Origin of the sequence: Streptomyces sp. NPDC092370, from assembly GCF_044755265.1 — a bacterium.
GTDB lineage: Bacteria > Actinomycetota > Actinomycetes > Streptomycetales > Streptomycetaceae > Streptomyces.
The window spans coordinates 15,796-39,891 of record NZ_JBIVQO010000018.1; the positions used below are offsets into that span (position 1 = coordinate 15,796).

General features: G+C 72.2%; 23 protein-coding genes and 1 pseudogene. 6 read left to right on the top strand and 18 right to left on the bottom strand.

The genetic code is table 11. The features are described from left to right. Positions 1-37 precede the first annotated feature (37 nt). The 3 genes and pseudogenes from ACIQHQ_RS35140 to ACIQHQ_RS35150 all read right to left on the bottom strand — a co-directional run bounded on the left by ACIQHQ_RS35140 (position 38) and on the right by ACIQHQ_RS35150 (position 3,069). Positions 38-864: pseudogene (locus ACIQHQ_RS35140) on the bottom strand (aldo/keto reductase). 1,848 nt (positions 865-2,712) lie between these two features. Next, positions 2,713-2,913, bottom strand: coding sequence for a hypothetical protein (locus ACIQHQ_RS35145; RefSeq protein ID WP_402620163.1), 201 nt, complete (start codon positions 2,911-2,913; stop codon positions 2,713-2,715). 27 nt (positions 2,914-2,940) lie between these two features. Then, on the bottom strand, positions 2,941-3,069 hold the full coding sequence (locus ACIQHQ_RS35150; protein ID WP_402620166.1) for a hypothetical protein: 129 nt from the start codon (positions 3,067-3,069) through the stop codon (positions 2,941-2,943). 149 nt (positions 3,070-3,218) lie between these two features. Here ACIQHQ_RS35150 and ACIQHQ_RS35155 point away from each other — a divergent pair, with 149 nt between their 5' ends. Next, a complete protein-coding gene (locus ACIQHQ_RS35155; protein ID WP_402620168.1) occupies positions 3,219-4,193 on the top strand; it encodes a TauD/TfdA dioxygenase family protein in 975 nt (324 codons plus the stop codon). A gap of 330 nt (positions 4,194-4,523) precedes the next feature. Here ACIQHQ_RS35155 and ACIQHQ_RS35160 read toward each other — a convergent pair whose 3' ends face one another. The 5 genes from ACIQHQ_RS35160 to ACIQHQ_RS35180 form a co-directional block, all read right to left on the bottom strand. Beyond that, on the bottom strand, positions 4,524-4,664 hold the full coding sequence (locus tag ACIQHQ_RS35160) for a hypothetical protein (RefSeq protein WP_402620171.1): 141 nt from the start codon (positions 4,662-4,664) through the stop codon (positions 4,524-4,526). Between the two features lie 156 nt (positions 4,665-4,820). Beyond that, the gene (locus tag ACIQHQ_RS35165; RefSeq protein ID WP_402620174.1) at positions 4,821-6,326 is read right to left on the bottom strand and encodes a metallophosphoesterase family protein; all 1,506 of its coding nucleotides are present in this window, start codon (positions 6,324-6,326) and stop codon (positions 4,821-4,823) included. A gap of 48 nt (positions 6,327-6,374) precedes the next feature. Next, complete coding sequence (locus tag ACIQHQ_RS35170; protein ID WP_402620176.1) at positions 6,375-7,205, bottom strand: MHYT domain-containing protein; 831 nt, start codon at positions 7,203-7,205, stop codon at positions 6,375-6,377. Positions 7,206-7,324: 119 nt separating this feature from the next. Further along, on the bottom strand, positions 7,325-8,080 hold the full coding sequence (locus ACIQHQ_RS35175; protein ID WP_402620179.1) for a dienelactone hydrolase family protein: 756 nt from the start codon (positions 8,078-8,080) through the stop codon (positions 7,325-7,327). 152 nt (positions 8,081-8,232) lie between these two features. Next, positions 8,233-8,853: an L-threonylcarbamoyladenylate synthase gene (locus tag ACIQHQ_RS35180; protein ID WP_402620182.1), complete on the bottom strand. Its 621-nt coding sequence runs from the start codon at positions 8,851-8,853 to the stop codon at positions 8,233-8,235. Positions 8,854-9,021: 168 nt separating this feature from the next. Here ACIQHQ_RS35180 and ACIQHQ_RS35185 point away from each other — a divergent pair, with 168 nt between their 5' ends. Continuing rightward, positions 9,022-10,515, top strand: coding sequence for a helix-turn-helix domain-containing protein (locus ACIQHQ_RS35185; protein WP_402620184.1), 1,494 nt, complete (start codon positions 9,022-9,024; stop codon positions 10,513-10,515). A gap of 251 nt (positions 10,516-10,766) precedes the next feature. Here ACIQHQ_RS35185 and ACIQHQ_RS35190 read toward each other — a convergent pair whose 3' ends face one another. Genes ACIQHQ_RS35190 through ACIQHQ_RS35215 form a run of 6 tightly spaced genes read right to left on the bottom strand, consistent with a single transcriptional unit; the run spans position 10,767 to position 16,331 of the window. Beyond that, positions 10,767-11,993 carry a cytochrome P450 gene (locus ACIQHQ_RS35190; protein WP_402620187.1) on the bottom strand — a complete coding sequence of 409 codons (1,227 nt, stop codon included), beginning with the start codon at positions 11,991-11,993 and terminating at the stop codon, positions 10,767-10,769. Continuing rightward, positions 11,990-13,228 (bottom strand): cytochrome P450, encoded by a 1,239-nt coding sequence (locus tag ACIQHQ_RS35195; RefSeq protein WP_402620190.1) that lies wholly within the window; start codon positions 13,226-13,228, stop codon positions 11,990-11,992. Before ACIQHQ_RS35195 ends, ACIQHQ_RS35190 begins: the two co-directional genes overlap by 4 nt. Beyond that, positions 13,225-13,851 carry a GTP-binding protein gene (locus ACIQHQ_RS35200; RefSeq protein WP_402620193.1) on the bottom strand — a complete coding sequence of 209 codons (627 nt, stop codon included), beginning with the start codon at positions 13,849-13,851 and terminating at the stop codon, positions 13,225-13,227. Before ACIQHQ_RS35200 ends, ACIQHQ_RS35195 begins: the two co-directional genes overlap by 4 nt. Beyond that, a complete protein-coding gene (locus tag ACIQHQ_RS35205) occupies positions 13,823-14,185 on the bottom strand; it encodes a DUF742 domain-containing protein (RefSeq protein WP_402620195.1) in 363 nt (120 codons plus the stop codon). The genes ACIQHQ_RS35200 and ACIQHQ_RS35205 overlap by 29 nt, the downstream gene beginning before the upstream one ends. After that, the gene (locus tag ACIQHQ_RS35210) at positions 14,182-14,604 is read right to left on the bottom strand and encodes a roadblock/LC7 domain-containing protein (protein ID WP_402620197.1); all 423 of its coding nucleotides are present in this window, start codon (positions 14,602-14,604) and stop codon (positions 14,182-14,184) included. Before ACIQHQ_RS35210 ends, ACIQHQ_RS35205 begins: the two co-directional genes overlap by 4 nt. Further along, on the bottom strand, positions 14,601-16,331 hold the full coding sequence (locus ACIQHQ_RS35215; RefSeq protein WP_402620200.1) for an ATP-binding protein: 1,731 nt from the start codon (positions 16,329-16,331) through the stop codon (positions 14,601-14,603). The genes ACIQHQ_RS35210 and ACIQHQ_RS35215 overlap by 4 nt, the downstream gene beginning before the upstream one ends. A gap of 332 nt (positions 16,332-16,663) precedes the next feature. Between ACIQHQ_RS35215 and ACIQHQ_RS35220 the strand changes: the two genes are divergently transcribed. Beyond that, positions 16,664-16,900 (top strand): hypothetical protein, encoded by a 237-nt coding sequence (locus ACIQHQ_RS35220; RefSeq protein ID WP_390988466.1) that lies wholly within the window; start codon positions 16,664-16,666, stop codon positions 16,898-16,900. A gap of 56 nt (positions 16,901-16,956) precedes the next feature. Here the strand turns inward: ACIQHQ_RS35220 and ACIQHQ_RS35225 are convergent, their stop codons facing one another. Next, positions 16,957-17,571, bottom strand: a complete 615-nt coding sequence (locus ACIQHQ_RS35225) for a hypothetical protein (protein ID WP_402620203.1) — start codon at positions 17,569-17,571, stop codon at positions 16,957-16,959. Between the two features lie 95 nt (positions 17,572-17,666). Between ACIQHQ_RS35225 and ACIQHQ_RS35230 the strand changes: the two genes are divergently transcribed. Both ACIQHQ_RS35230 and ACIQHQ_RS35235 read left to right on the top strand, forming a co-directional pair. Continuing rightward, a complete protein-coding gene (locus ACIQHQ_RS35230) occupies positions 17,667-19,004 on the top strand; it encodes a hypothetical protein (RefSeq protein WP_402620206.1) in 1,338 nt (445 codons plus the stop codon). A gap of 149 nt (positions 19,005-19,153) precedes the next feature. After that, positions 19,154-20,812 carry a catalase gene (locus tag ACIQHQ_RS35235; RefSeq protein ID WP_402620208.1) on the top strand — a complete coding sequence of 553 codons (1,659 nt, stop codon included), beginning with the start codon at positions 19,154-19,156 and terminating at the stop codon, positions 20,810-20,812. A 4-nt stretch (positions 20,813-20,816) separates the two neighbouring features. Here ACIQHQ_RS35235 and ACIQHQ_RS35240 read toward each other — a convergent pair whose 3' ends face one another. Next, on the bottom strand, positions 20,817-21,671 hold the full coding sequence (locus ACIQHQ_RS35240; RefSeq protein ID WP_402620211.1) for a fructosamine kinase family protein: 855 nt from the start codon (positions 21,669-21,671) through the stop codon (positions 20,817-20,819). A gap of 782 nt (positions 21,672-22,453) precedes the next feature. Between ACIQHQ_RS35240 and ACIQHQ_RS35245 the strand changes: the two genes are divergently transcribed. Beyond that, positions 22,454-22,777 carry a hypothetical protein gene (locus ACIQHQ_RS35245; protein ID WP_402620214.1) on the top strand — a complete coding sequence of 108 codons (324 nt, stop codon included), beginning with the start codon at positions 22,454-22,456 and terminating at the stop codon, positions 22,775-22,777. Positions 22,778-22,790: 13 nt separating this feature from the next. On the opposite strand, the gene ACIQHQ_RS35250 is transcribed toward ACIQHQ_RS35245, so the two are convergent. Next, positions 22,791-23,324 carry a hypothetical protein gene (locus ACIQHQ_RS35250; protein WP_402620217.1) on the bottom strand — a complete coding sequence of 178 codons (534 nt, stop codon included), beginning with the start codon at positions 23,322-23,324 and terminating at the stop codon, positions 22,791-22,793. Continuing rightward, positions 23,321-23,953, bottom strand: a complete 633-nt coding sequence (locus ACIQHQ_RS35255; RefSeq protein ID WP_402620220.1) for a hypothetical protein — start codon at positions 23,951-23,953, stop codon at positions 23,321-23,323. The genes ACIQHQ_RS35250 and ACIQHQ_RS35255 overlap by 4 nt, the downstream gene beginning before the upstream one ends. Positions 23,954-24,096 lie beyond the last annotated feature (143 nt).

A 24,096-nucleotide genomic window follows, 5' to 3' on the forward strand; every position in this document is an offset into this window, starting at 1 on the left:
TGCGGCTCCTTCCTGCCTCGCGAGCCCCGGGTACCCGTCAGAACTCCTCGTGCACCTCGGGGTCCCCGCCCACCCGCCGGTGCGCCCGGTCCGCAACCGCCCGCATCTCGTCCTCGCCCAGCTCGAAGCCGAAGACGTCGAGGTTGGCGCGCTGCCGCTCGGGGTTGGCGACTTCGGGATGGGCACCGCCCCGAGCTGGGTGTGCCAGCGCAGCACGACCTGCCCGGCCGTCACCCCGTGCGCCTCGGCGATCCGCGCCACGGCGGGATCGTCCAGCAGGGGCGTGCCCCGGCCCAGCGGGCTCCAGCTCTCGGTGACGATGCCCTTGTCCGCGTGGAAGGCGCGCAGGTCGTCCTGCGGCAGGAAGGGGTGCAGCTCGATCTGGTTGACGCAGGGCAGCACCCCGGTTTCCTTGTCCAGCCGCTCGATGCGCCCCGCCGTGAAGTTCGAGACGCCGATCGACCGGGCGAGCCCCTCCTCGCGCAGCTTGATCATGGCCTTCCAGGAGTCGACGTACCGGTCCACGCGGCAGCGGCCAGTGGATCAGGTACAGGTCGACGTACTCCAGGCCGAGGCGGGCCCGGGACTCCTCGAAGGAGGCGAGGGTCTCCTCGTAGCCGTGATGGCGGCCCGGGAGTTTCGTCGTCACGACGATCTCCTCGCGCGACACCAACCCGGAGGCCACACCCCGGCCCCCCCCGTCTCCTTGCGGTAGTTGGTCGCCGTGTCGATCAGACGGTAGCCCGCCTCCAGGGCCGTGAGCACCGCCTGCTGCGCCTCGTGGTCGCCGAGCGGCCAGGTGCCCAGCCCCAGCGCGGGGAGCGTCGTACCGTCGTTGAGCGTGTGTGTCGGGATGCTGATCACCGTCGGACCTTCCCGTTGGCCGTGTCGTCCCTCCAGCGTCACGGACACCGGGAGCGATGATCAACCGGACAGGCGGGGACGAGGACGGCGGCCGACATCGGCAGCGCCGAGCAGAGGCCGCCCGTCCTTCGCGTTCAAGGGCTGTTTCGCAGCCGTACGGTCGTGATCGGGCTGGGCGGCACCCCGCCCGAGAACGGGTCCCGCCTACAACGACCGATCGGTGAGTGCGTGCCCTCGGCCGGGGCGTGGCCCCATCGCCGCCCTCGGCGGACTGCCCGGAGGTGCTGGACCCGAGGTCGAGGGCGTCGGCCGCGAGGGCGTGGATCCCGGCGGGCACGGCCTCACCCTGCCGTCGCACGGAATCTCGCGGGTCACTGGGAGGAGCCGGCCCATGGCCAGCGCGTTATCGATGCCTCTCATCAGCGGTCCGCGGCACAATCACCCGACTGCCTCGGAGTAGCGGGCGGGCAGGGTAGCCCATGACCGGAGATCTTCAACGCCTACCCCACACCGCTCCATCTCAAATAGCGAGACGGGCATTCTTCGCGAATGTCTCTATAGCTCCGTAAAGAGCGCTCTCAAGCGGGTGAATTCGTGACTAGCGCCACATCGCGTGCAATTGCATGAGTGATGCAGATCACGCAATTTCATCGGTCGCGACCATTCCTAAGCGCATGCTGACCAGGAGTGAGGTGAAAAGGGGCGAGTGCTGTGAACTGCCTCACACGGGCGGGTACCAGCAGAATAGGGGGGTTGGCCAATCATCGAGTTCATGATATGAGACGCCGCATTTCGGGCACCTTGCGCGTCGCTGCACGTTAACAGTGGGTGAACAGGCGTGCCTTTTGTCCGACTCGAAGCCAACGGGGTGGCTAGGCAAAGGAGTTCGGTGACCCGCTCTGACAACTGTGGCGCAGCACACGTTCCTTGAATGGAAGGGCTCCATGGCCCTCAATGGATTTAGCGCCCAACCGGGGCGCTCCCACGGGCCATTGGCCGCAGCGATGCCTCGGCAAAGCTGCGGCCCCCTGCGCGAACAGGGGGCCGCCGGGTAGATGCGTCAGTCCTCGAAAGGGCCGATTACCCATGCCCAACCGTAGTCCCGGACACGGGGAACGCACAGTGACTCCGCTCACTAAGCGTCGCAAGGATTCTCGGAAGCGATCGACTTGGATCACTTCCTTCGCTATCGGGGCTGTTGGCGTCGCCCTCGGCGGATGCGCCGTAGGGGGCGTCGTCGAGGCCGAGACGGCCGGCGCCGTCGCCACGATCGGCGGCACGACCATCACGACCGCCGCCGTCGTCAACCGTCGGTCGCGGACCGGCCACCTCGGGGACGATCTCCCCGAAGACGCGCCGGCTGCCGCTCCCCCTGCCGACCGCTCGGCGCTCGACGTGCCGCGCGAGGACAGGGACCCGGGTGCCTCAGACGATGTGCCCCTGACCATGTAGCGCGAGGCTGACGGCCCCGGGACACGGTGGTGTCCCGGGGCTTCGCGTTACCCGGCAGGCGTGAGCGTGGTCGGAGGCCCTTGGCAAGGGGGCCTCCTCCCTCGATGCCGGTGCCGGTGAGGGTGCCGCGCCGCGGGCCTTGGTGGTGGGGCAGTGTTCGTGTACGGCCCGGCCCATCAGCAGTACGTTCGTCGCCGTGCGGAACAGGACGGTTCCGCTGCCACCCGCGTGGACGTCTTCGAACGGTCCGCAACCCTTGTTGCAGGCGCAGCCCGTCGGCCGTCCCCCTTGTGGGCGTCCGGGCGCGCAAAGTGCCTGTGCGTCTGCGAGACGGCCGCCGCGCGCTGCGGCGAAGGAGACACCGGGCGGTGTTGCGGAACGCCGTGATCCGGGGGTTCAAGGCGCAGGACGGGCGGCACCGCCCGGCCGCGCCTCGGCCTCCTCGAAACCGCGGTCACGGACGACGGGCCGCGCATCCTCCACCGCGTCGGCCCAGCCGTCGATCACCTCGGGGGAGGTGCGCACGGCGTCGCTCAGTTCCTCGACGAGCCGCAGTGTGTCCTCGCGGAGGATCGCCCTGAGCTGATTTAGCGTCACCTCTTGGCAGGGCATGCCCAGTTGCCATCAGAGTTGCATGAGGTAACGGCACTTCCGCTGGTCGCGGTCGTCGGCGAGCCGGTCGTGGATCACACGGCGCACGTGGCCGCGCGGCTCCTCGTCGCGGAAGTCCGTCGGCAGGTCCGTCAAGGTCATGGGGGTTCGACGCTACCGACGCAGCTCCGCCCGCCTCGACGGGTTTCCGGCAGCCCTGACCGGCTCGTCGCGGCGTGGTCGCCCTCGACGGCGATCACTGCCACGATCTTCGGGAAGGCCGGACCACGCCCACGACCAGCGGAGCGCTCATGACGACGGACAGCGGGATGACGGACGAGGCGGCGCGGAGGGCCGGGGTGGAGGTGAAACCCGTCGCGGGGTACATCGGGGCCGAGATCAACGGGGTCGATCTGGCCGGGGATCTCGATGACACCGTGGTCGCCGCGATCAGGGCGGCGGTGCTGCGGTGGAAGGTGGTGTTCTTCCGGGGGCAGCGGCTGGACCACGCCCGGCATGTGGAGTTCGCCCGGCGGTTCGGCGAGATCGTGGTGCTGCCCCGGCGGGGCAAGGCCTCGCCCGCCGGCTTCCCCGAGATCGAGACGACCGCCGACCGGCTGGAGCTGGGCGGGCGGTTCGGGATGGAGCACGACGAGTGGCTGAGGCGCCGCCGTCACACGCTGCTGCGCGGCTGGCACTGTGATCACGGGGCCCGCGTCGACCCGCCCGCGGCCACGATCCTGCGCGCCGAGACGGTACCGCCCTTTGGGGGCGACACCACCTGGGCGAACCTCGCGGCGGCGTACGCCGGACTCTCCGCGCCGCTGCGGCAGTTCGTCGACGGGTTGCGCGCCGAGCACCGGCTCGGGGTCGGCTATCAGCCCAGGCCCGGCGACGACGCGTACGTCCGTCATCTGCTCGACCGTCAGGTCGCGTCCGAGCACCCGCTGGTGCGGGTCCACCCCGAGACGGGCGAGCGGATCCTGTACGTCAACGGCTACTACGTCGAGCAGATCGCCGGCCTCTCCCGGCCCGAGAGCGGCGCCGTCCTGGAGATGCTGCTGGAACAGGCGGTCCGGCCCGAGTACACGGTCCGCTTCCGCTGGGAGCCGGGCAGCGTGGCCTTCTGGGACAACCGGGCCACCATGCATCTGGCCCCCGGCGACACCGCCCACCTCGACCACCCCCGGATCATGCACCGCGTGATGCTCGCCGGGGAGGTGCCCGTCGGGGTGGACGGCAGGCCGTCGGAACCGATCACCGGGACCGCGCCCGGGCGCTGGTGACCCCGGGCAGGACCGGGCTGCGAGCGCGCCTGCACCGGTGGGGGCGCCCGAAGGGCATGAATCCCGGTCCGGGGCCCCTACTCCCGGGCTCCCCGCCCTGAGCATCTGGCTCGCGGCCGGCTCGTGAGACCGCCCCGCTGACCAGCAGTTCCTCGTGATGTCCGCCGGTGGCCGTGAGGTGCGGCGCGGTGCGCGCGGCAGGATGCCGAGAACGGTGCGGATGTGGCGGGGCGGCAGCAGGGCGAGGGCGACGCCGGAAGCGGGACGAGGCGGGCGGCCAGGCGCCGTGGCAGGGTCGCACCGGTGGATCGCTCCAGCGCGTGGGCGTCGTCATGAGGCGAGCCCCGAGCTGCGCGGCTGTCGGACGAGCGTCCGCGCGTCCTGGAGGGCTTGCGCATGGTCGATGTCGAACTCCCGGGCCAGGGCGACGGCCGTGTCCGCTTCTTCGCCGCCGTTCAGCAGCGTTCGCACCACCAAGAGGGATGGGGGGCGACTCCCGGTGACGGCCGACCTGTTCGTCCAGCTCTCGGCCGCGGGCGAGCCCGCGCAGCCACGCCATCGCGGCGATCGTGGAGTGGAGGATGGCGCCGGGAAACGCCGGGGAGGCCGGCGTCGCGTTCCGCCCGGTCAGCGCAGCGGGATCGTCACCTCGTCCTCGACCGGCGGGTCGATCTCCTGGGCCCGCTTGCCGGTGGCCGCGTAGCACCGCAGCCGGACCGACTCCGGGGAGACGTCCAAGCGCAGGAAGCACTTGAAGAACGGCGGGCTGTACGTCGCGGAGCCGGGCGAGAACAAGGACGTGTAGATCTTCCGTACGGGCAGCCGGAACCGCTTGGCCCGGTCGGGTCGACGGCCGGTGCCGAGCAGAGCGGCGACCAGGCGGACGCGCCGGGTGACCCGGGTCGAGGCGTCCGGGATGCGGGTGGGCCGGATGTCGAGGCGCTCGGCGATCACGGCCGTCGCCTCGGCTTCGGTGAGCGTGAAGAACCGGCGCATCCGCAAGCGGTGGCCGTAGAGCCGGCTGTAGAAGGCGAGGGAGTCGCCGCGCAGCGGATAGCAGCGGAAGTCCCGCTCGGTGACGCCCGCGACGTTGACGCGGGGGATCGTGTGGGTGGCGTGCATGAACGCTCCGCCCCCGCCCGCGACGACGTAGTGGAGCGTGCGTCCGTCGTCCAGCCGGACCGGGTAGCGCTGGTAGTTGTGGATGTCGCCACCGATCGCCGCCACGTAGTGGTGCGCCGGGTCGCGGACGATGGCGTCGACGCTGCCGCCCCCCTCGATGGCGCACGGGTCGTGCCGGCCGTCCACGTACAGAGGTGAGCCGGTGACCAGGATCTTCGGGCGCGGCCCCCGGGAGACCTCGCGCAGCCAGGCGCCCTGCTCCGCGTCGAGGGTGCCGAGCAGGCCCGTGTCGATGCCGATGATGCGCACCGGGCCGGCGTCGATCGCCCAGTACGGGCCCGGCTGGACGGCCTGCTGCGCGGCGGCGGAGCGCAGGGTGCGTGCCTCGGTCAGGTGACGGCCGTCGTCCGGGCGCGGCCGGTGCCACAGCAGCGACCGCAGCCAGGCCCGGGTCAGGGGCCGCGGCCGGGGCTCGGGCGGCAGGGGCGAGGCGTCGTCGCAGAAGACGCGCATGAAGCCGCCGAGGTCCTCGTACCAGTCGTGGTTGCCCGGTATCGCGTAGATCGGTGCCTGATAGTCCCGGTAGGGGCGGAAGAACTTGGTGGCGTAGTCGTCCGCGCTGCCGACGGGGTAGATCACGTCACTGGCCAGCACGGCGAAGCGGGTGTCCTGACCGGTCTTCAGCAGGCCCGGCACGACCGCGTACTGGGGGTCGTCGCCCTCGCCGGTGTCGCCGACGACCAGGAACGAGAACCGGTCCGGGTCGTCGCGCCGGATCACCTTGTCGGCCGGTGCGCCGGCGGCCGCCCGCTGCGCCACCCACCGGCTGCGCGTCCGGCCGACGGGGTCCCCGAACCAGGAGGCCAGCACGCCGTTGCGGGCGGCCCACAGCATCCTGGGGTCAAGCCAGGAGATCTTCTCGGTCTTCGGCGGCATCAACCGCTGGTACGCGCCCCGTTCGGTGGAACCCCAGCCGGCGCCTTCGGCGGTATCGCGTGAGGAGTCAGACACCGGTGCACGGTAACAATCGAGCCGGGTCACGCCCGCAGGCGGGTTTCCTCACCGCCCGCGCGTGGGCGCGACCGGTTCGCGCTCCGAAGGGCGGCGCGGCGCGACGGAGTCGGCGGCCCGGCCCGGCCGCGGGGCGCAGGAGCGTTCGCCCAGCACCAGCAGGGGATCGAACATCACCACGACCCCGGCCAGCAGCAGGAAGACGACCGGTCCCGCCAGCATCGGCAGCAGCAGGGACAGGGGCGACTCGCCCGCCCACGTCCCACCGGTCGTGTCGTGCACGTGGACGCTGACGGCGGCCATGCCCGTGTAGTGCATCCCGGACACCGCCACGCCCATCACCAGACTCGCTCCGAGGCTCGCCAGGAAGCCGCGGACGGTGACGGCCGACCACAACGCGGCGGTCGCGGCGCCGATGGCGATCAGCACGGACACCGCGACACCGACCGGGTCGTAGCCGACGTCGCCGTCCAGCCGCAGCGCGGCCATGCCCAGGTAGTGCATGCCCGCCACGCCCAGGCCGGTGACCGTACCCGCGATCGCCAGCGTGGCGCCGCTCGTGCCACGGTGGCCGACGAGGAACACGCCGACGCCCACCACGGCGACGGCCACGACGAGACTGAGCACGGTCGTGGCCGCGTCGTACCGGACCCGGGTCTCCTCCACATGGAAGCCGATCATGGCGATGAAGTGCATCGTCCAGATGCCGCAGCCGATGGAGGCCGCGCCTAACGCCAGCCAACCCGCACTCCGCGAACGCGTGTCCAGCAGCGAGCGCACGATGCACCGCAGCCCGAGCGCCCCTCCCAGACAGGCCATCAGATAGGCAGCCACCGGAGTCACCGCACCGTAGCGAAACCCGTCGACCGTGCCGTCCATGAGTCAACTCCCCCCGAGTCATGGCTGGTGTGAGCAAGGTCTACGCGCAGGGATCGCACGAGAGCAAGCCCTTACCGTCGGTAGGCCGGCAACTCGCCTTGATCAGGAACCGATTGGGGTCAGAATGTGCGCTTCAGCAGGTCGAGCAGCGCTGCCCAGTGCCGCGCGTCGCCCTCCTGGTGGTACGAGGCGGTGTCGGCCTGCGTGAAACCGTGGGGCGCGCCCGTGTACACCTCGCACCGGTGCCGCACGCCCGCCGCCGTCAGGGCCTCCTCCAGACGCTCGATCTGCTCCTCGGGCAACGAGGGATCCTGGTCGGCGTGACCGAAGTAGAGCTCGGCGGTGACCTTGCCGGCCACCAGGTGGGGGCTGTCCGGGGTGTCCGTGGCGAGCCGTCCGCCGTGGAAGCCGGCCGCGGCCGCGACCCGCTCCGGGAAGGTGCCGGCGGTGAGCAGCGCGAGGCGGGCGCCCATGCAGTAGCCGGTCAGCGCCACCGGGCCGTCGGCCACGGCCGGGGATCCGTCCAGCCAGCTCAGATACGCACCGGCGTCCCGCATCGCCAGGTCGGGCGTCAGGGCGTGCATGACCGGGCCGATCCGCTCGAAGATCTCCGGACGCGCCCCGGGGTCGATGAACTCGGGCAGGTCGAACAGCGGGGCACGGCCGTGCCGGTGGAACACGTTCGGAACCAGCACGGTGTAGCCCTCCGCGGCCAGCCGGTCGGCCATGGACCGCAGCTGCGGACGCAGACCGAAGGCATCCATGAAGACCAGGACCGCCGGGCGGGCGGCCCCGTGCGCGGGGTGGGCCAGATACGCGTCGGCGGTGCCGTCCTCGGTCGGGATGTCGACGGCGGTTCCCTGTACGGCGGTCATGGCTGGGCTGCCTCTCTGCGGGGGTGGGGCCGGCAACCCGTCCGCGGGACCGGGCGGATCACGGGCATCGTGACACGCCCGTTCCCGGGGCATCTCGTCCACCCCCGACACACGGTTGAACCGTGAACGGCCCTTGGGTGTCGCTTTGCCGCCTACTCGAACCGAGAGGCGTCGCCCGCGCCATGCCGCACGATCTCCGCCTCCCCGCCGGAGAAGTCGATGACCGTCGTCGGTTCGGTCCCGCAGTCCCCGGAGTCGACCACGCCGTCCAGCACGTGGTCGAGCAGGTCCTTGATCTCCCAGCCCTGCGTCATGGGCTCGTCCTCGCCGGGCAGCAGCAGGGTGCTGGACAGCAGCGGCTCACCGAGCTCGGCGAGCAGGGCCTGCGTGACGACGTGGTCGGGGATGCGCACGCCGACCGTCTTCTTCTTGGGGTGCTGCAGCATCCGAGGCACCTCCTTCGTCGCGGGCAGGATGAATGTGTAACTGCCGGGTGTCGACGCCTTGATCGCGCGGAACACGTCGTTGTCGATCCGCACGAACTGCCCGAGCTGGGCGAAATCCTGGCACACGAGGGTGAAGTGGTGCCGGTCGTCCAGCTTGCGGATCGTACGGATCCGGTCGATGCCGTCACGGCTGCCCAGGCGGCACCCCAGCGCGTAGCAGGAGTCCGTGGGATAGGCGACGAGAGCGTCGGCGCGGATGCTGTCGGCGATCTGGCCGATGGTGCGGGGCTGGGGGTTGTCGGGGTGCACGTCGTAGTACTTCGCCATCCGCCGAGCTTATGCCGCCGGTACGGGTCGGCGGCGCAGGGAGGGGTACCGGCCGGGGACGAGGCCCGTCGTCCGGCGGTCGGGCGGGGACGAGCACCCGGCGGACGTGAGGTAACGTCCCCGACCGGTGTGCCGGAGGCGGCACGAGGAGCGAGGGGAAGATTCGGGGTGGCTGGCCGAGCGCACGGGAACCGGCAGCAGGAAGCACAGACCGGCACGGCACCGGCATGGGCGGAGCAACTGCTCGAGCATCTGCGCCCGGCCGGGCGGGACGTCCGCAGAGTCGTCGCCTGGCTCTCCGGCACGGTGGGCGCGACCGTCGCCCTGCTGGACGCCGCCGGGGACCTCGTCGCCGGTGATCGGCTTCCCCTGGACGCGGACCTGGTCACGGGCATCGCCGCCGGCCGGATCGCCTCCGCCGCCTGGGAGGGCCAGGGCAGCCACCTGCGTCTGGTGAGGGTGGAGCACCCCTCCCACGCGTGCGTGCTGGCCGTCTCCCGGCAGGCCCCTTTCGACCGGCGGGCCTCCGACGTCGTCACGCACACCGCCCAGGTGCTCGGGCTGCTGCTGACGGCGAACGAGTCGGCCGCGGCCGGGCACCGGCTGCGGCGGGTCACCGCCGACCTGCGACTGGCGATCCTGCAACTGCTGATGGTCGAGGACACCGTCGCCGCCCGCCGTGTCGCGGCCGGGCTCTGGCCCGGCCTGCTCGACGCCGACACGGCATGCGTGTACGTTGTCGAGTCCGACCCCGCCGTCCGCGACCGCATCGCCGAGGAGTGCCTGGAGCGCACCGGGGAGGACGCCCTGGTCGTGCGCTGCCCTGCCATGGACGGTCATGTGATCGTCGTCAGCCCCCGCGACACCATGGGCGACGCCTTGCGGTCCCTGGTCGGACGGCACGCGGACCTCTTCCTCGGCGGTAGCGTCCGGCAGAGCCTCGCCCGGACCGCCACCGCCTACGGACAGGCCGTCAGTGCCCTCGCCGTCGCGCACTTCCGCCCCGACAAGACGGCCGTCTACGCGGAGCGCACCCACCCCGAACGCCTGATGGACCCGGTGGCTCTGCGCGGCTGGACGTCCCGGGTGCTGCGCCCGCTCGACACCCTGTCGCACCACACCCGCGCCGAACTCCTGGCCACCAGCCGTCTCGGCCTGGAGTTCACCGCGGTCAACGCCGCCAAGGTCCTCGGCGTCAGCCGCAACACCGTCCGCGCCCGCATGGAACGCGTCGAGACCCTGCTCGGCACCGACTTCGCCGACCTCACGGTCCGGGCAGTCGTCCACCTGGCGCTCAACACCCAGATCGGCCTGCCCGACACCCGGCTCGCCGACGGCCCCGGTGATCCCGGGCTGCGGCTCGGCGACCTGCTGTCCGGCCCCGCCGTACGCACCTGGGCGCGGGACCTGCTGGGCCGGCTGGATGCCGACGCCAGGAACCCGCGCCGGACGCTGCGCACCTGGATCGCCGCCGGGGGCAACGCCGAACGTGCCGCGCAGACCCTCGGTGTGCACGCCCAGACCGTGCGCGAGCACGTCCGCAGTGCCGAACCCGTCCTGGAACGCCAACTGCTCGCCGGGGGAACCGACCTGTACGAGGTCGTGCTGGCGCACCTGGCCGTCGGCGACCTCGACCTGCCGGCTCTGCCACGTCCCGCGTGAGCTCTTTTGCCTCAGGGGCAACCGGTTCGCCGGGCCGGCGCGGGACGAACCCGGGCCATCCGGACGCAGCTGTGCACGGGTGAGTCCTGCCGGGCGGGCAGCGGGCATCGGCACGGTTCACAAGGCATCGGCCCTGGACGTAGGTTCAACTCACCGCGGGGGCCCGACCGGAACGGGGGACCGGTCGCGCTCCCGCGCGCTGCCCCGTGCGGCGCGTGCCTGGGGTGGCGCGTGCCTGGGGTGGCGTGGCGTCAGCCCCGCAGCCGCACCGGGATCTCCCGCCAGCCGAACGCGATGAAGGACGGCACCTGCCGCAGTCCCTCGTCGCCGGCGGCCAGGCGCAGGCCGGGGAACCGGTCGAACAGGGCCGGCAGCGCCGTCAGGGCTTCCAAGCGGGCCAGCGGCGCCCCGATGCAGCGGTGGACGCCGATCCCGAACGCCAGATGGTCGTCGGCGGCGCGCGTCGCGTCGAAACGGTCGGCGTCCGGGCCGTAGTGCTCGGGATCGAGCCCGGCGGCGGCGTACGTGGTGATGATGGCGTCCCCGGCCGGGATCGTGACGTCACCGACCGTCAGGTCGGTGACGGCGAACCGTAGCGGCAGGGACGCGATCGACGGGTGCGCGCGCAGCGTCTCGTCGACGACGGCGTCCCAGCGGATCTCCCCGGACCGTACCGCCGCCAGTTGTTCGGGACGGCGGAGCAGGGCGACGACCGCGTTGCCTATCAGGTTCACGGTGGTCTCGAAACCGGCCCCGATCACCAGCAGCAGCGTGTACAGCAGTTCCTCGTCGCTCAGCCGGTCGCCGTCCTCGTCGCGGACGCGGATCAGCTCGGTGGTCATGTCGTCCCCGGGACGCGCGGCCCGGTGCGCGATCAGTGCGGGCAGCACCGTGCCGATCTGCCGCTGCACGGACGCCGCGTGTTCCGGACTCGGGTCGGAGGTGTCCATGATGGCCGCGATGAGCCGGCCGGTGTCCTCCCGCAACTCGTCCGGCACACCCATCAGTTCGCAGATCATCCGCATCGGCAGCGGATGGGCGAGCCCCTCCTTGACGTCCACGACCTCGGTGTCGGCGGCCTCCAGCGCGTCCAGGAGTTCCGCCGTGATCGCCTCCACCCGGGGCCGCATCGCCTCGGTGCGCCGGTGCGTGAAGCTGGGCGCGACCAGCTTGCGCAGCCGGGTGTGGTCCGGGCCGTACGCGGAGAGCATGTTGACCACGCCGACCCATCCCAGGATCCAGGCCCAGGACGGGTTCTCGGCGATCTCGGGCCACAGCCGCCAGTGCAGCCGCGGGTCCTTGCTGACCCGCGGGTCGAGGATGAGTTGCTTCAGTGTGTCGTAGCGGGTGGGCGCCCAGGCGGGGAGGGAGCCGGGCAGCTCCACGGGCACGATCGGGCCGAGGGCACGCAGCCGGGCGCTCTCGGCGGCGATGTCGGCGCCTAACGGGTCGAGAGCGATGCGGTCGGTGATGGTCACGGTCGTCCTCCTGGCTGGTCGGGAGAGCGGGGGCTGAATCGGACGGGCAGGGCTGTCAGCGAGCGGTGGAAGGGACCGGGCCGCCAGGTGAGTCGCTCGCGGGGCAGTACGGGTTCGAGGTCGGGCAGCCACTGGGTGAGCCGTTCGATCGCCTCGGTGGCGATCAGCAGGGTGTGCTGCTTGACCGGACAGGCGTGCGGGCCCGCCGACCAGGACAGGTGGGAGGCGTCGGACGGGTGGCGGTCCTCGCCGCGCTCCCTCTCGGCGGCCTGGGCGAGCGCCCCGTACGAGATCACCACCGGCACCGCGGCCCTGATCCACACCCCGTGGAGGGTGACCGGCGTACGGGCGTAGTGGATGCCGTAGTTGGCGAGGGGCGTCTCGTGGTGCAGCACCTCCAGCACCGCGTCCGTCACGGGACGGGCGCCGCTGGTCAGCGTCGAGTAGTAGGCCGGGTTGCCGAGGATCCTGGACAGCGCATTGGACACCAGGTTGGCCGTCGGCTCGTGGCCCGCGCCGAGGGTGAGGAACACCTGCCAGGTGACCTCCTCGGGCGTCAGTCCCGCAGGATGGTCCAGCAGCCAGCTCGGCAGGTCGTCGCCGCGCCGCTCCCTCTTGGCGGCGATCAGCTCCAGCACGTACCCGCCGAACTCGGCCTCGCCCGCGGCCGCCTGGGCTCCGCCTTCGATCAACTTGCCCAGGGCGGAGTCGAGACGCTCGCTCGCGCTGTCCGGCAGTCCGAACAGGCTGTTGAACACCAGCGCCATCAGCGGCCGGGTGAACTCGCCCACCAGATCGGCCTCTCCGCGCGGCCCGATCCGGCTCACCAGCCGGTGCACCGCCCGGTGCACCCTGGCCCGTAGATCGTGCGGCTCCACCAGGTCGAAGGCGTCGAGCAACGAGGTGCGGTACCGCAGATGGGCGCCGCCGTCGGCGAAAAGCGTGTTGGGACGCCAGCGCATCATGCCCAGCACCGGCGAGTCGTCGGGGACGGTCGCCTCCCACGGCCGGGGATCGTGCGAGAACGTCTCGGTGTCGTGCAGCAGGTCCAGCGCCGCCCGCCGGTCGGTGACGACGTACGCCGGGACACCGGGGGCGAGTTCCGCCCAGCCGACCGGGCCGTGCGCGCGCAGGGCGGCATAGTAGGGGTGTGGGTCGCGGGCGAAGCCGTCCTCCCACAGACGGACGGGCGCCGTGAGGGAGAAGGCCTGTTCGGCGGGGGACGGTCGGGTCACCGGGGCTCCGGAGGGTGGTGGTCGATCAGGTGCTGCACCAGCGCGAGCAGGGCGTCGACCGAGGAGTTCGCCTCCCGCGCGTCGCAGGTCACCATCGGGGTCGTGGGCTCCAGGTCGAGGGCGGCGCGCAGCTGCTCGGGCGTGTGGTGGCGGGGCGCGTCCGGGAAGGTGTTGAAGGCGACGGCGTAGGGAAGTCCGCTCTCCTCCACCAGTCCCAGCACGTCGAACGAGGCGTCGATCCGGCGGGCGTCGACCAGGACGAGGGCGCCGAGCGCCCCGTAGGCGATGTCGTCCCACAGTGCCCGGAACCGCTCCTGGCCGGGCGTGCCGAACAGGTACAGCACGACACCGCCCGGCAGGCTGATCCGGCCGAAGTCGATGGCGACCGTGGTGGTCGACTTGTCCCGCACGCCGACGAGGTCGTCCACCTGTGCGGACGCCTCGGAGAGCTGCTCCTCCGTGTGCAGCGGGCGGATCTCGGACACCGAGCGGATCAGGGTGGTCTTGCCCACCCCGAAGGGGCCCGTGATCAGGATCTTCACCAAGTCCCGGGCAGTGTCGGGGAGGTGGAGGTCCGCACTCCCCGGCTCGGCGTCAACGGTGCTTGAGGTCGCGGAGGCCATCGGCCACTCTCTTCAGCAGGTCGGGGTCGAAGCGCCGGGCGGGCGGGATCGGCGGGCGGGCCAGTACCAGGTGGCGGTCGAGGAGGTCGGCGGCCAGCACCAGCACCGCGGAGACCGGAAGGCGCAGCAGGGCCGAGGCCTCCAGCACCGTCAGCGACCCGTGCTCCAGTTCCTCCAGCAGGGCCGTCTGGGCGGCCGGCAGTTCGGCGGGGGCCGGCTCACCGCTGCCGGTGAGGACGGACAGCCGCTCCAGATGCGCACGGCTGGGCCGCGCCACCCCGCCGGTCGACAGGTACGCGGGAACCAGGGGACGGCCGCCTCGGCGGCCGGTCATGCCGACGTGTGGCCGTCGGCACTCCGGGGCCCGGCGGCCATCGCCTTCTCGCCGAGGCGCGCCACCTGCGAGTGCACCCGGTGGGCCAGCAGGTCCAGCCGCACCTCGGGATCGCCGTACGCGGCGACGCACGTGCCGTGGTCCGTCGGCACGATGAGCACGTAGCCGTGGTCCGACTCGATGACCACCTGCCGGATGTCGGCCCGGTCGGTGTCGGCGAACGCCGCCGCGGCGGTGCGGCAGGCGCCCTGCACGGTGCTGGTGATGGCCGCGACCCGCTCGGCCGACGGCCGTGACAGCGCGTCGGTGTAGCCCGTGACGAGTCCGTCCCGGGTGAGCAGGACGGCCGCCACGACGTGCGGCACCTCCAGGACCGGTTCGAGCACCCATGCCGTGTCCCCCGCTGCGCGGCTGGTCATCGAGCCGTTCCCCCTTCGTGGTCGTTGCTGTCGGTGTCGTCGCGGGCCCCGTCGGCCGTGTTCGCGGCCGGGGCACCCTCAGGTACGGACGGGACGGCGCCGGCGTTCGACCCGGCGGCGCCGCGCGCTGCCGCGGTGCCGGCCTGGAGGGCGCCGAGGGCGGCGGCGGCGTCCTCGGGGCGGCGGGGACGGAGTGCCGGTGCGGGTTCGGTCTGGCCGGCCGGGGTCGCGGCACGGTTGCGGCGACGCCGCTGGGGGAGGCCGCCGCCGTCGCGGGGCCCACGATGGCCGGGGGCCGGGGCGCAGACGTCGGCGTCCTGCTCGGTGCCGTAACCGTGGTCGGGGTCTGCGGTGCTGTGGAGCGGTTCGGGTCCCCCGGGCCCGGTGGTCGCGACGCGGTCGCCGGACCCGGCGGCCGGGGCGGGTTCGGGCTGGTGCCGGGGGCCGTCCGGGGCGGGTCGGGATGTGCGGACCGGACCGGACCGGGCAGGCTCCGAAGGCAGGGGCGGGACGGACGCGCCGGGCACCGTTCCGCTGGACGGGGCGGGCTCACCCTGCTCCCGGGCACGGGACGCGCCGCTGGGCGTGCCGGCCCCGCCCGGTCCCGGACCGCGGGAAGCGCCCGCTGCGCTCCCCGCTCCCCGCGCCTCCGTCCTGCGGGTCGAGCGCGGGGCGCCGGCGGCCGGAGGCAGTTCCTCGGGGTCGATCCTCGTCAGCAGGTGGCTGTCGATCCGCAGGACCGCCCGCACACCGCCGTAGGGGGAGGGTGAGGACAGGTCCACGCTCAGATCGAACTGCCGGGTCAGCTGGCCGATGGCCGCGAGCCCCATGCGCGGCGGGTCGCCGAGCTCGGTGAGCAGAATCGGATCGCTACCGGCGACCATCCGCTGGGCCCGTGCCCGTTCGTCCTGCGTCATGCCCAGTCCGGCGTCGTCGACCGTCACGCAGACGCCGTGGTGGACCGACTCCAGGTTGACCACGACGTCGGTGTCGGGCGCGGAGTGCCTCAGCGCGTTGTCGAGGAGCTCGGCGACGATGATGGCGACCGGCTCGACGGCGTGTGACACCAGGGCCGTACCGGGCGCCAGATGGTTGCCGACCCGGACGCGCCGGTAGCCCGCGAGCCGGGCCTGGCCGCCCGTCACCGCGTCCACCAGATGCGAGTCCTCCCGGGCGAGCCCCACCCAGGCCCCGCACACCACGGCGGCGATCTGGGCGCGCCGCAGCGACTGCTCGTTCTCGTGGTCCAGTTCGAACAGGGTCTGCGCCAACTCGGGTTCGTCGTAGCGCTGTTGCAGTCCGCGCAGGGCGTCCTGGAGCCGGTACAGCGCCGCCTGGATCTCCCGGGTGGCCCCGCGCATCCCGGCCTGAGCGGCCGCGTCGATGCGGACGCGCTGCGCGGCCAGCTCGGTGTGCAGCCCCTGCAGCACCTGCTCCAGGGCGAGCCCCAGGGGCGACCCGGCCAGCTGCGGGTTCAGCGGGCCGGGCACGGTGACGTGGGAATGCGCCACCTGCCGGGCCGCGGCGGGCATCCGTCGCGTCGCCAGATGCTCCACCTCGGAGGCGAACGACCGTGAGGTGCCGTCGAGTTGTGCCCGCAACGCGGCCGTTTTCGCGCGCTGTGCCGCCAGTTGCCGCCGTGAGCGCAGCAACCCGCCGGCGAGGGCGATCGCGGACAGTGTGCCGAGGGCGAGGGCGCCGACGGCCAGGTCCGGTACTTCGATCATCGAGTCGATTCCAGGAGGGAGTCGGGCAGGGCTGGGTCCGAGGTGCTCTGGCGAGCCACCCGCAGCACAGTACACACCGTCATCGATCGGTCTCGCACGGTGGAGCACGTCTTCGTTCCGAAAGTGATCGCCGTCTGGCCGCTTCCGTGCCGACTGCCTGAATTGCCGTACCAGGGAGGGAAGTCGGTGGTGCGTACAGTTCTGCCCGGCCGGTCCGGGCTTCGCGTGACGCGGTGATCACCCCACGTGACGGACACCGGCTGTGTACCCGACCGGAGGGCGGGTACCCGTCCGGCGCCTGAATTGGTCCGCTCCGCGAGAAGGAGGCCCGCATGAGCAGTGGATCGGAGACCGGCGGTGTGACCGGTACGCAGGACAAGGACTACAACCTCATCTGGTATGTCGAGGCGTGCCTGAACAATGCCCTGCGCCTGGAGAGCTACATCCAGGACGCGGAGCGCGCCAAGGACACCGAGGTCGCGGACCTGTTCCGCAAGGCCCAGGCGGACAGCCGCAAGGGCGCCGAACTGGGCAAGAGGCTGCTGCGCGCACGCCTTCAGGAAGGCTGAGTCGCACCGGCCTTCCAGGGCCCGGATCCCGAACGGGGCCCGGGCCCTTTTCCGTGTCAGAGGCGGAAGACTTCAGCGACCCGCTCGGCGAGTTCCTCCTCGGTCATTGTGCCGTCCACCGTGAGGGCGGGCAGCCCCAGGCGTCCGGTCTCCTCGCGCAGCCGCTCCGTGAACAGGGCGTCCCGTACGGCGATGTTGTGTTCGGCCCGCTCCGGATCGCGTGTCTTGCGCGTGAAGCGTCCCTCCGGTGCGGCACGGCTGCTGAAGGCGACCTGGCGAAATTCCGGCGTGGGAAGCAGCCAGACCGCCTCTCCGGGTCCGGTGAGCAACGGCCTCACCAGGTGGGGCAAGAGCCGGAACCCTTCGACGACCACAGGTGTCCGACGCGGCACGAGCGCGAGATCCTGGAGGATCAGGCCTAATGCCTCACCACTGAACCAGTGGAACGTCTCCAGCATCGTCTCGGGGGACCGTTCGACCCATCGTTGGTCCATGTCCATGGCCATGAACGCGTGCAGGAACGGCGCTTGCCCTGCGTCGGTCCGGCGGGCGTGATCCGCCATCACGTCGTCGGCCGAGTAGACATACCAGCCGTGCCGCTCGGCGAGCCGGCGGGCGATCGTCGACTTGCCCGCGCCGCTCCCGCCGCCGATCCAGTAGACGTGCCGCATACCTCTCCTCTCCCGTGGCCGCCGCTGATTGTCAGTGCCACATGCCACGATGCACCCGGCTCACCCTTCCATCCCCACGCGAGGAGGACGTGATCGTGCGCAGGCCGGTCGAGGGAGAGGTTCATGTGCACTACGGGCAGATCTACGTCGAGAGCGACCCGGACAGCTTCGGGCCGGGTCTCGCCGAGGCGTTCGCCGGGCAGAGCGCGGGGCTGTGCGGGGCAGCGACACCGGGTGCGCTGTGGCTGAACACCGGCCTGCACACCGGCGACGTCGGCTTCACGGTCGAGGTGCACGACACGAGCCCAACACTGGACCCTTCCTGGGAGGACGTGGTCGAGGTGTCCTTCCGCCCGGTCTCGGCGGACAGCGCGCTCGTGCAGTGGGCGGGGGAGGGCTCCTGGCTGCTCGCTCTGGAGGAGACCGACTACCGGGTGCGGTACTGCGCCTCGGGCATGGACCGAGCAGCCGAGAAGGACACCCGGCTCGACGGCGAACCCCCACTGGACCGCTACCTGCTGCAGTTCTGGCCGGCCCCGCCGGAGCGCGACCGCGTGCTGAGGCAGACCTCGCGCAACGCCGCCTTCTGGCACGACTACGCCCGGAAGCTGCCGCCCCCGCCGACCCCGGCCGAACGCGCGGAGGCCGAACAGCGGGCCCGTCTCGCCGAGGAGACGGCCGAGCGGGAACGCCTCCTCGCCTTCGAACGCCACCGGTGGGGTGGCCGGTCGCCGAGCGCGACACTGCGCGAGCTGCGAGGGAACGTCAGCGGCCTGCTCGAGTTCGACCCCGCTCTCCTGCACGACCTCGACGCCGCGGGCCCCGCCGTTCAGCGTGCGGTGGCCCGGTGCGCGGCCCACCGCGCCTGTGAGGCCGCGGGTCTCACCGCCCTCGGCTGGGTCGCCGACGCGCTCACCGCCCTGGACGAAGACCGCCCGCTGCCCCCGCCCTTCGACGACGACGCCCGCATGTGGCATGCCCTCAGCTCCGACCCGGACTTCCCGGACCGGACCGTCGGCCGGGCCGTCCCGCCGGAGCGGCCGCCCTTCCAGCCCTCGCCCTGGTCTACGGGCGCCGTCGCCCTGTCGCCCGAAGAAGCGGCCACGTGGGTGGCCGGTCCCGCGAGGGCCGTCGCACGGGAGATGAGCTCGCCGCCGGACTCGGACCCCGCCGGCGACCGGCCGTCGAGTCCGCCGCCGGCCTCAAAGCCCGGCGAGTGCGGCATGTTCGTCGTCATCGGCCCACCGGATCCGTCCGTGCGCCTCTCGCAGCCCCACACGGCCCTCCCCGCCGTGACCGGAGCCGCCGAACCCGACCCGCTCCAGGCGGCCGTGGACGCGGTGTACGCGGCCGTCGTCACGTACGGCGAGGACTGGCCCGCCCTTCTCTCGGAGATCCGGTCCCTCTGCACGGACCCGGGTGACGGAGCGTAGTGGCAGTGCGCCGTCCCGGATGAGGCCCCCGACGCGTGAGTGATCCCGTCCCGCCGGGTACTCGGCCCGTCCCGCCAGGACCGGCCGGGCGGCCGTTCAGGGTGCCGACCCGGCCGGCCGCCGGCCACGAGCCGAAGGAGCCCCCACACATGACGGACGTATCCGGCACCGGCCCCGCACCGGGCGACGACCGCAAGGTACTCACCAACCGCCAGGGCCATCCGGTCCACGACAACCAGAACCAGCGCACGGTCGGCGCCCGCGGTCCGGCCACGCTGGAGAACTACCAGTTCCTGGAGAAGATCAGCCACTTCGACCGGGAACGCATCCCCGAGCGCGTCGTGCACGCCCGCGGCGTCACCGCCTACGGCCACTTCGAGGCCTACGGCACCTGGGGGGACGAGCCGATCAGCCGCTACACGCGGGCCAAGCTGTTCCAGGAGCGCGGCAAGCGCACCGATGTGGCCGTCCGCTTCTCCACCGTCATCGGCGGCCGGGACTCCTCCGAGGCCGCCCGCGATCCGCGCGGTTTCGCCGTCAAGTTCTACACCGAGGACGGCAACTGGGACCTGGTCGGCAACAACCTGGGCGTCTTCTTCATCCGCGACGCCATCAAGTTCCCGGACGTCATCCACGCCCTGAAGCCGGACCCGGTGACCTTCGAGCAGCAGCCGAACCGGATCTTCGACTTCATGTCGCAGACGCCCGAGGCCATGCACATGCTGGTCAACCTGTTCAGCCCGCGCGGCATCCCCGCCGACTACCGCCACATGCAGGGCTTCGGCGTCAACACCTACAAGTGGGTCAACGCCGACGGCGAGACCAAGCTGGTCAAGTACCACTGGATGCCCAAGCAGGGCGTGCGCAGCATGACCGAGGAGGACGCGGCCAACGTCCAGGCCGAGACCCTCGGCCACGCCACCAAGGACCTGTACGAGGCCGTCGCCCGCGGCGACCACCCGGAATGGGAGCTGCTCGTCCAGATGATGGACGACCACGACCACCCGGAGCTCGACTTCGACCCGCTGGACGACACCAAGACCTGGCCCGAGCAGGATTTCCCGCCGAAGCCGGTGGGCCGGATGGTGCTCGACCGCATGCCGGAGAACTTCTTCGCCGAGAACGAGCAGATCTCCTTCGGTACCGGTGTCCTGGTCGACGGCCTGGACTTCTCCGACGACAAGATGCTCGTCGGCCGGACCTTCTCCTACAGCGACACCCAGCGCTACCGGGTCGGTCCGAACTACCTCCAGCTGCCCGTCAACCAGGCGAAGAACGCCGACGTGCGGACCAACCAGCGCGACGGCCAGATGGCCTACCACCAGGACGGCGGCGGGGAGAACCCGCAGGTCAACTACGAGCCGTCGATCACCGGCGGCCTGCGCGAGGCGCAGTACCCGACCCATGACGAGCAGGGCCCGGAGATCACCGGCCGGCTCACCCGCAAGCGCATCCCGCGCACCAACGACTACCTCCAGGCCGGTCAGCGCTATCTGCTGCTGGAGGACTGGGAGCGCGACGACCTGGTGAAGAACTTCATCGGTCAACTGTCCCAGTGCGACCGGGCCATCCAGGAGCGCATGGTCTGGCACTTCCTGCTGGTCGAGAACGACCTCGGTCTGCGGGTCGGCGAGGGCCTGGGCATCGGCCCCGAGGACGTGGCCGGTCTGGAGCCGCTGGCGAGCCAGGACCTCACGGACGACGACCGCGAACGCCTGTCCAACCTCGGCAAGAACAAGCCGCGGGACGTCGAGGGCCTCACCATGACCCACTGCGTCCCCGACGAACGGCACGTCGTGACCCGCTGACCGGTCACCCCGACAGGGCCGTACGGGCCGCAGCGAGCGCCTGTTCCGCGTAGCCCCGGCCGAACAGCACGGCGTGCACCAGCAAAGGGAACAGCTGGTGCACGCCGACCCGGCCGTCCCAGCCGTCGGCGAGCGGCGCGACCTCCTGGTAGCCGTCCAGAACCTGCTCCAGGTGAGGGCAGCCGAACAGCCGCAGCATCGCCAGGTCCGTCTCCCGGTGCCCGCCGTGCGCGGCCGGGTCGATCAGCCGGACCTGCCCGTCGCCCGCCCACAGCACGTTCCCGCTCCACAGGTCGCCGTGCAACCGTGCGGGCGGCTCGGCCGGTCCCGCCAGATCCCGCAGTCGCTCGCACAGCCGCTCCACGACGGTGGTCTCGCCGGCCCGGACGGTGCCCTGATCGACCGCCTGCCGCAGGTACGGCAGCACTCGCTGCTCGGCGTACCAGCACGGCCAGTCGGCAGCGGGCTCGTTGCGCATCGGCGCGAGCCCGATGTACGCGTCCGCCGGTCCGTTCGGCGGCGGCGCGCCGAACGCCGGTGCCCCGGCGGCGTGCAGCGCCGCCAGGTCCCGGCCGAAGCGCACCGCCGCCCGCCGGTTCGCCCGTCCTTCGGGCACGCGGTCGATGACCAGCCAGCCCTCTTCATGTCCGTGCACCTCCGGCACCCGCACGCTCCCGGCGGCAGCCAGCCACCGCAGCCCCGCCGCCTCGGCCCGTGCCGCCTCCGGCGCGTCGGACCGCTTGACGACCACGACCCGACCGTCGTCCAGAGTGGCCTCGGAAAGAGCTCCCGTCAGGGGCCGTTCGTCCCTGACCGCCCTGCCGGTGAGCCGGGCCACGACATCCGCTCGGGCGGTCATCCGTACTCCTTCTCGGCGCGTCGATCGGCACTCAGCGTACGGCCGCGCCGCTCAGCCTTCCGACCCGCAGCCGACGTCGAGCAGCTGGCTCGGCCGCGTGGCGTCGAGGTCGACGTACGCGCTGATTCGGCCATGTCAAAGCCGCCGTTCCAGTCGGTGCTCGCGGTCACCCAGCCGACCCGCGCGGACTGGGCCGTGGCGACCGGGCCGACGTCGATGGAGGACGGGATGTTCTGCGCGCAGAGCAGGACGTCGTCCGGATCGTCGGCGACCTTCTCCCTGGGGTGCGGCGAGATGCCGTACGCGCGGGCGAAGTCACCGGGCCCTGCTCCCCGTAGAAGTCCTCCAGGAAGGTGTGGATCTCCTGCGCGGTGCAGCGGTCGTCGACGGCCGAGACGGCGGCCGGAACCGCGGCCGCGGCGATGCCGAGGGCGGCGACACAGCCGACGGCGAAGACACACCGGCGTTCGGGCGGGACGCGGTGCGGAACAATCCGATACCCCCGTGTGGTCACTTCCGTGTGCTCCCCGGTCCGTTGCCCGGTGAGCCGATCGCAGGAGCGGAGCTCTCGACCCCGGCGGCCGTTGCCCCACTGCCCCCCGGTGTACGGGCCGACGAGTATCGACGCCAGCGCACCGCCGAGCAGATGGCCGCGGGTCCCGCCGCGACGGGGAAGAGGCCTGTTTCGAGGCCGGGACATTCGCCACGCGCCGGTCACGCGGGACGGTGAAATCCCGCCGCCGGCCGACAGAACCGGCCACCGGCGGGGGAGCAGTCGGGTCATGACGAGTTCACCGTTCCAGCGCACCATCGCCCTGCCCGCCCCCGTGTGCGAACAGGCCGCACAGCACCTGGAGCAGGCCGCGCACCGGGCCATCGACGGCGCGGCGATCCCCCTGAAGGCCTTCCGCACGGCCGCCGACAACGACTTCATCCTGCCCGTCTCGGTCGTCGAGCAGGCGGCGGCCTGCCTGCTCGTCCTCGCCACCGAGACCGCCCAGTCCGTCCGTCCGTCCGCCCTGCGTGCCACCATCAGCGTCGCGTTGCGACTGCGCGACGCCGTGCAACTGACCCATCAGCCCGCCCTCAGCAGCAGGTTCTGGTGAGCCGCCCGGTCGCTCAGGCGCCGCGGAAGGCGACCTCGACCTGCCGGTGACGCAGCTCGTCCAGCGTGGCGTGCTGCCGCCGGGCTCGTTCGACGAGCTCGTCCAGCCGTCCGGCGTCGAGCCGCTCGTCCGTACTGGCGAGATCGCGGAGGGTCTCCCAGCCCGCCAGTTTGCCTTCCACCCCGAGCGCCAGCGCCTCCAGCTCCCACAGGGTGCTGAGCGGGGAGCGCCGTACCAGGCTGCCGTTGCTCTTCAGCCGCCCCACCTGCTCGGCCGCCCGGCCCGCGTAGACCTTGTAGCGCCGTACCGGCACGTCGAGGCGCCGCATGATCCGGAGCAGGCTCGTCCGGTCGTCGGCCATCTCGGCGGCTACCGGGGCCAGCGCGTCGGCGAGCGGCGAGCCGGTGCACGATCGCAGCAGGTAGCGCACGCGCGCGGTCCCCGCGGTGGCGCCGGCGAGATGGTCGTTGAGGTAGATCCCCAGCAGGGACATGTCGGTGGCCGGGGCACGCCGGGCGTCCGGGGAATCCGCTCGCTGTTCCGTCATGACGCGACTCCTGTCGTACTCCGGTCCTGCTCCACGGCCACCCTCGTGGTGATCCGTACGAGACAGGGAGGGCGGGGCGTCGAGCCGGTCCCGAAGCGCACGGGAGGCTCGACCGGGGCGAGGGCGCCGAGGCTCTCGCCCCCGCGGGTGACGGTGGCCGAGGTGACCGGGTGCAGGTCCCGGGCGCCGTACCACTGGTGCCGTCCGGGGCGGGCACTGCCGTGGGTGCGCGCTCCCAGCAGCAGACGGGCGGGCCGGTCCCACAGCGCGATCCAGCCCGGGTGGGTGGCGAGCGGGCCCGGCACCGCGCGCAGCGCGAGGCCCGGCAGGGTCCGGCGGCCGGTGCCGAAGCGCAGATCGAGCGGCGGGGCCGTGACGCTCCAGTGCCGCCGGCCGGTGATCGCCACCTCGACCGGTACGACCCGGACCTCGTCGAAGACGTACGTGCCGGCGACGAAGTCCGCCGTCTCGCGCGTGGGCGCCAGCAGCAGCCGGTGCCCGTCGGCCTCCTCCACCATCACGTCGCTGAACGGGCCGAACGGCGACCGGGGCCAATGCCCGAGCACGACACGGACGCCGGAGGCCGTGCCGATCCCCGCTATCCAGCCGTCGAAGCGCAGCGTGCGCACCGGCGACCGGGTACCTGTGGACCGGACCGGACCAGCGGATTCGTGTCCGTGAGACAACACGCGGGCCGGGTGCCCGGCCCGTGTGGCGGCCAAACGGAGGACGGCCGTCGCTCCGCGGGGCCGGTCCAGGGCCCTCATGCCGG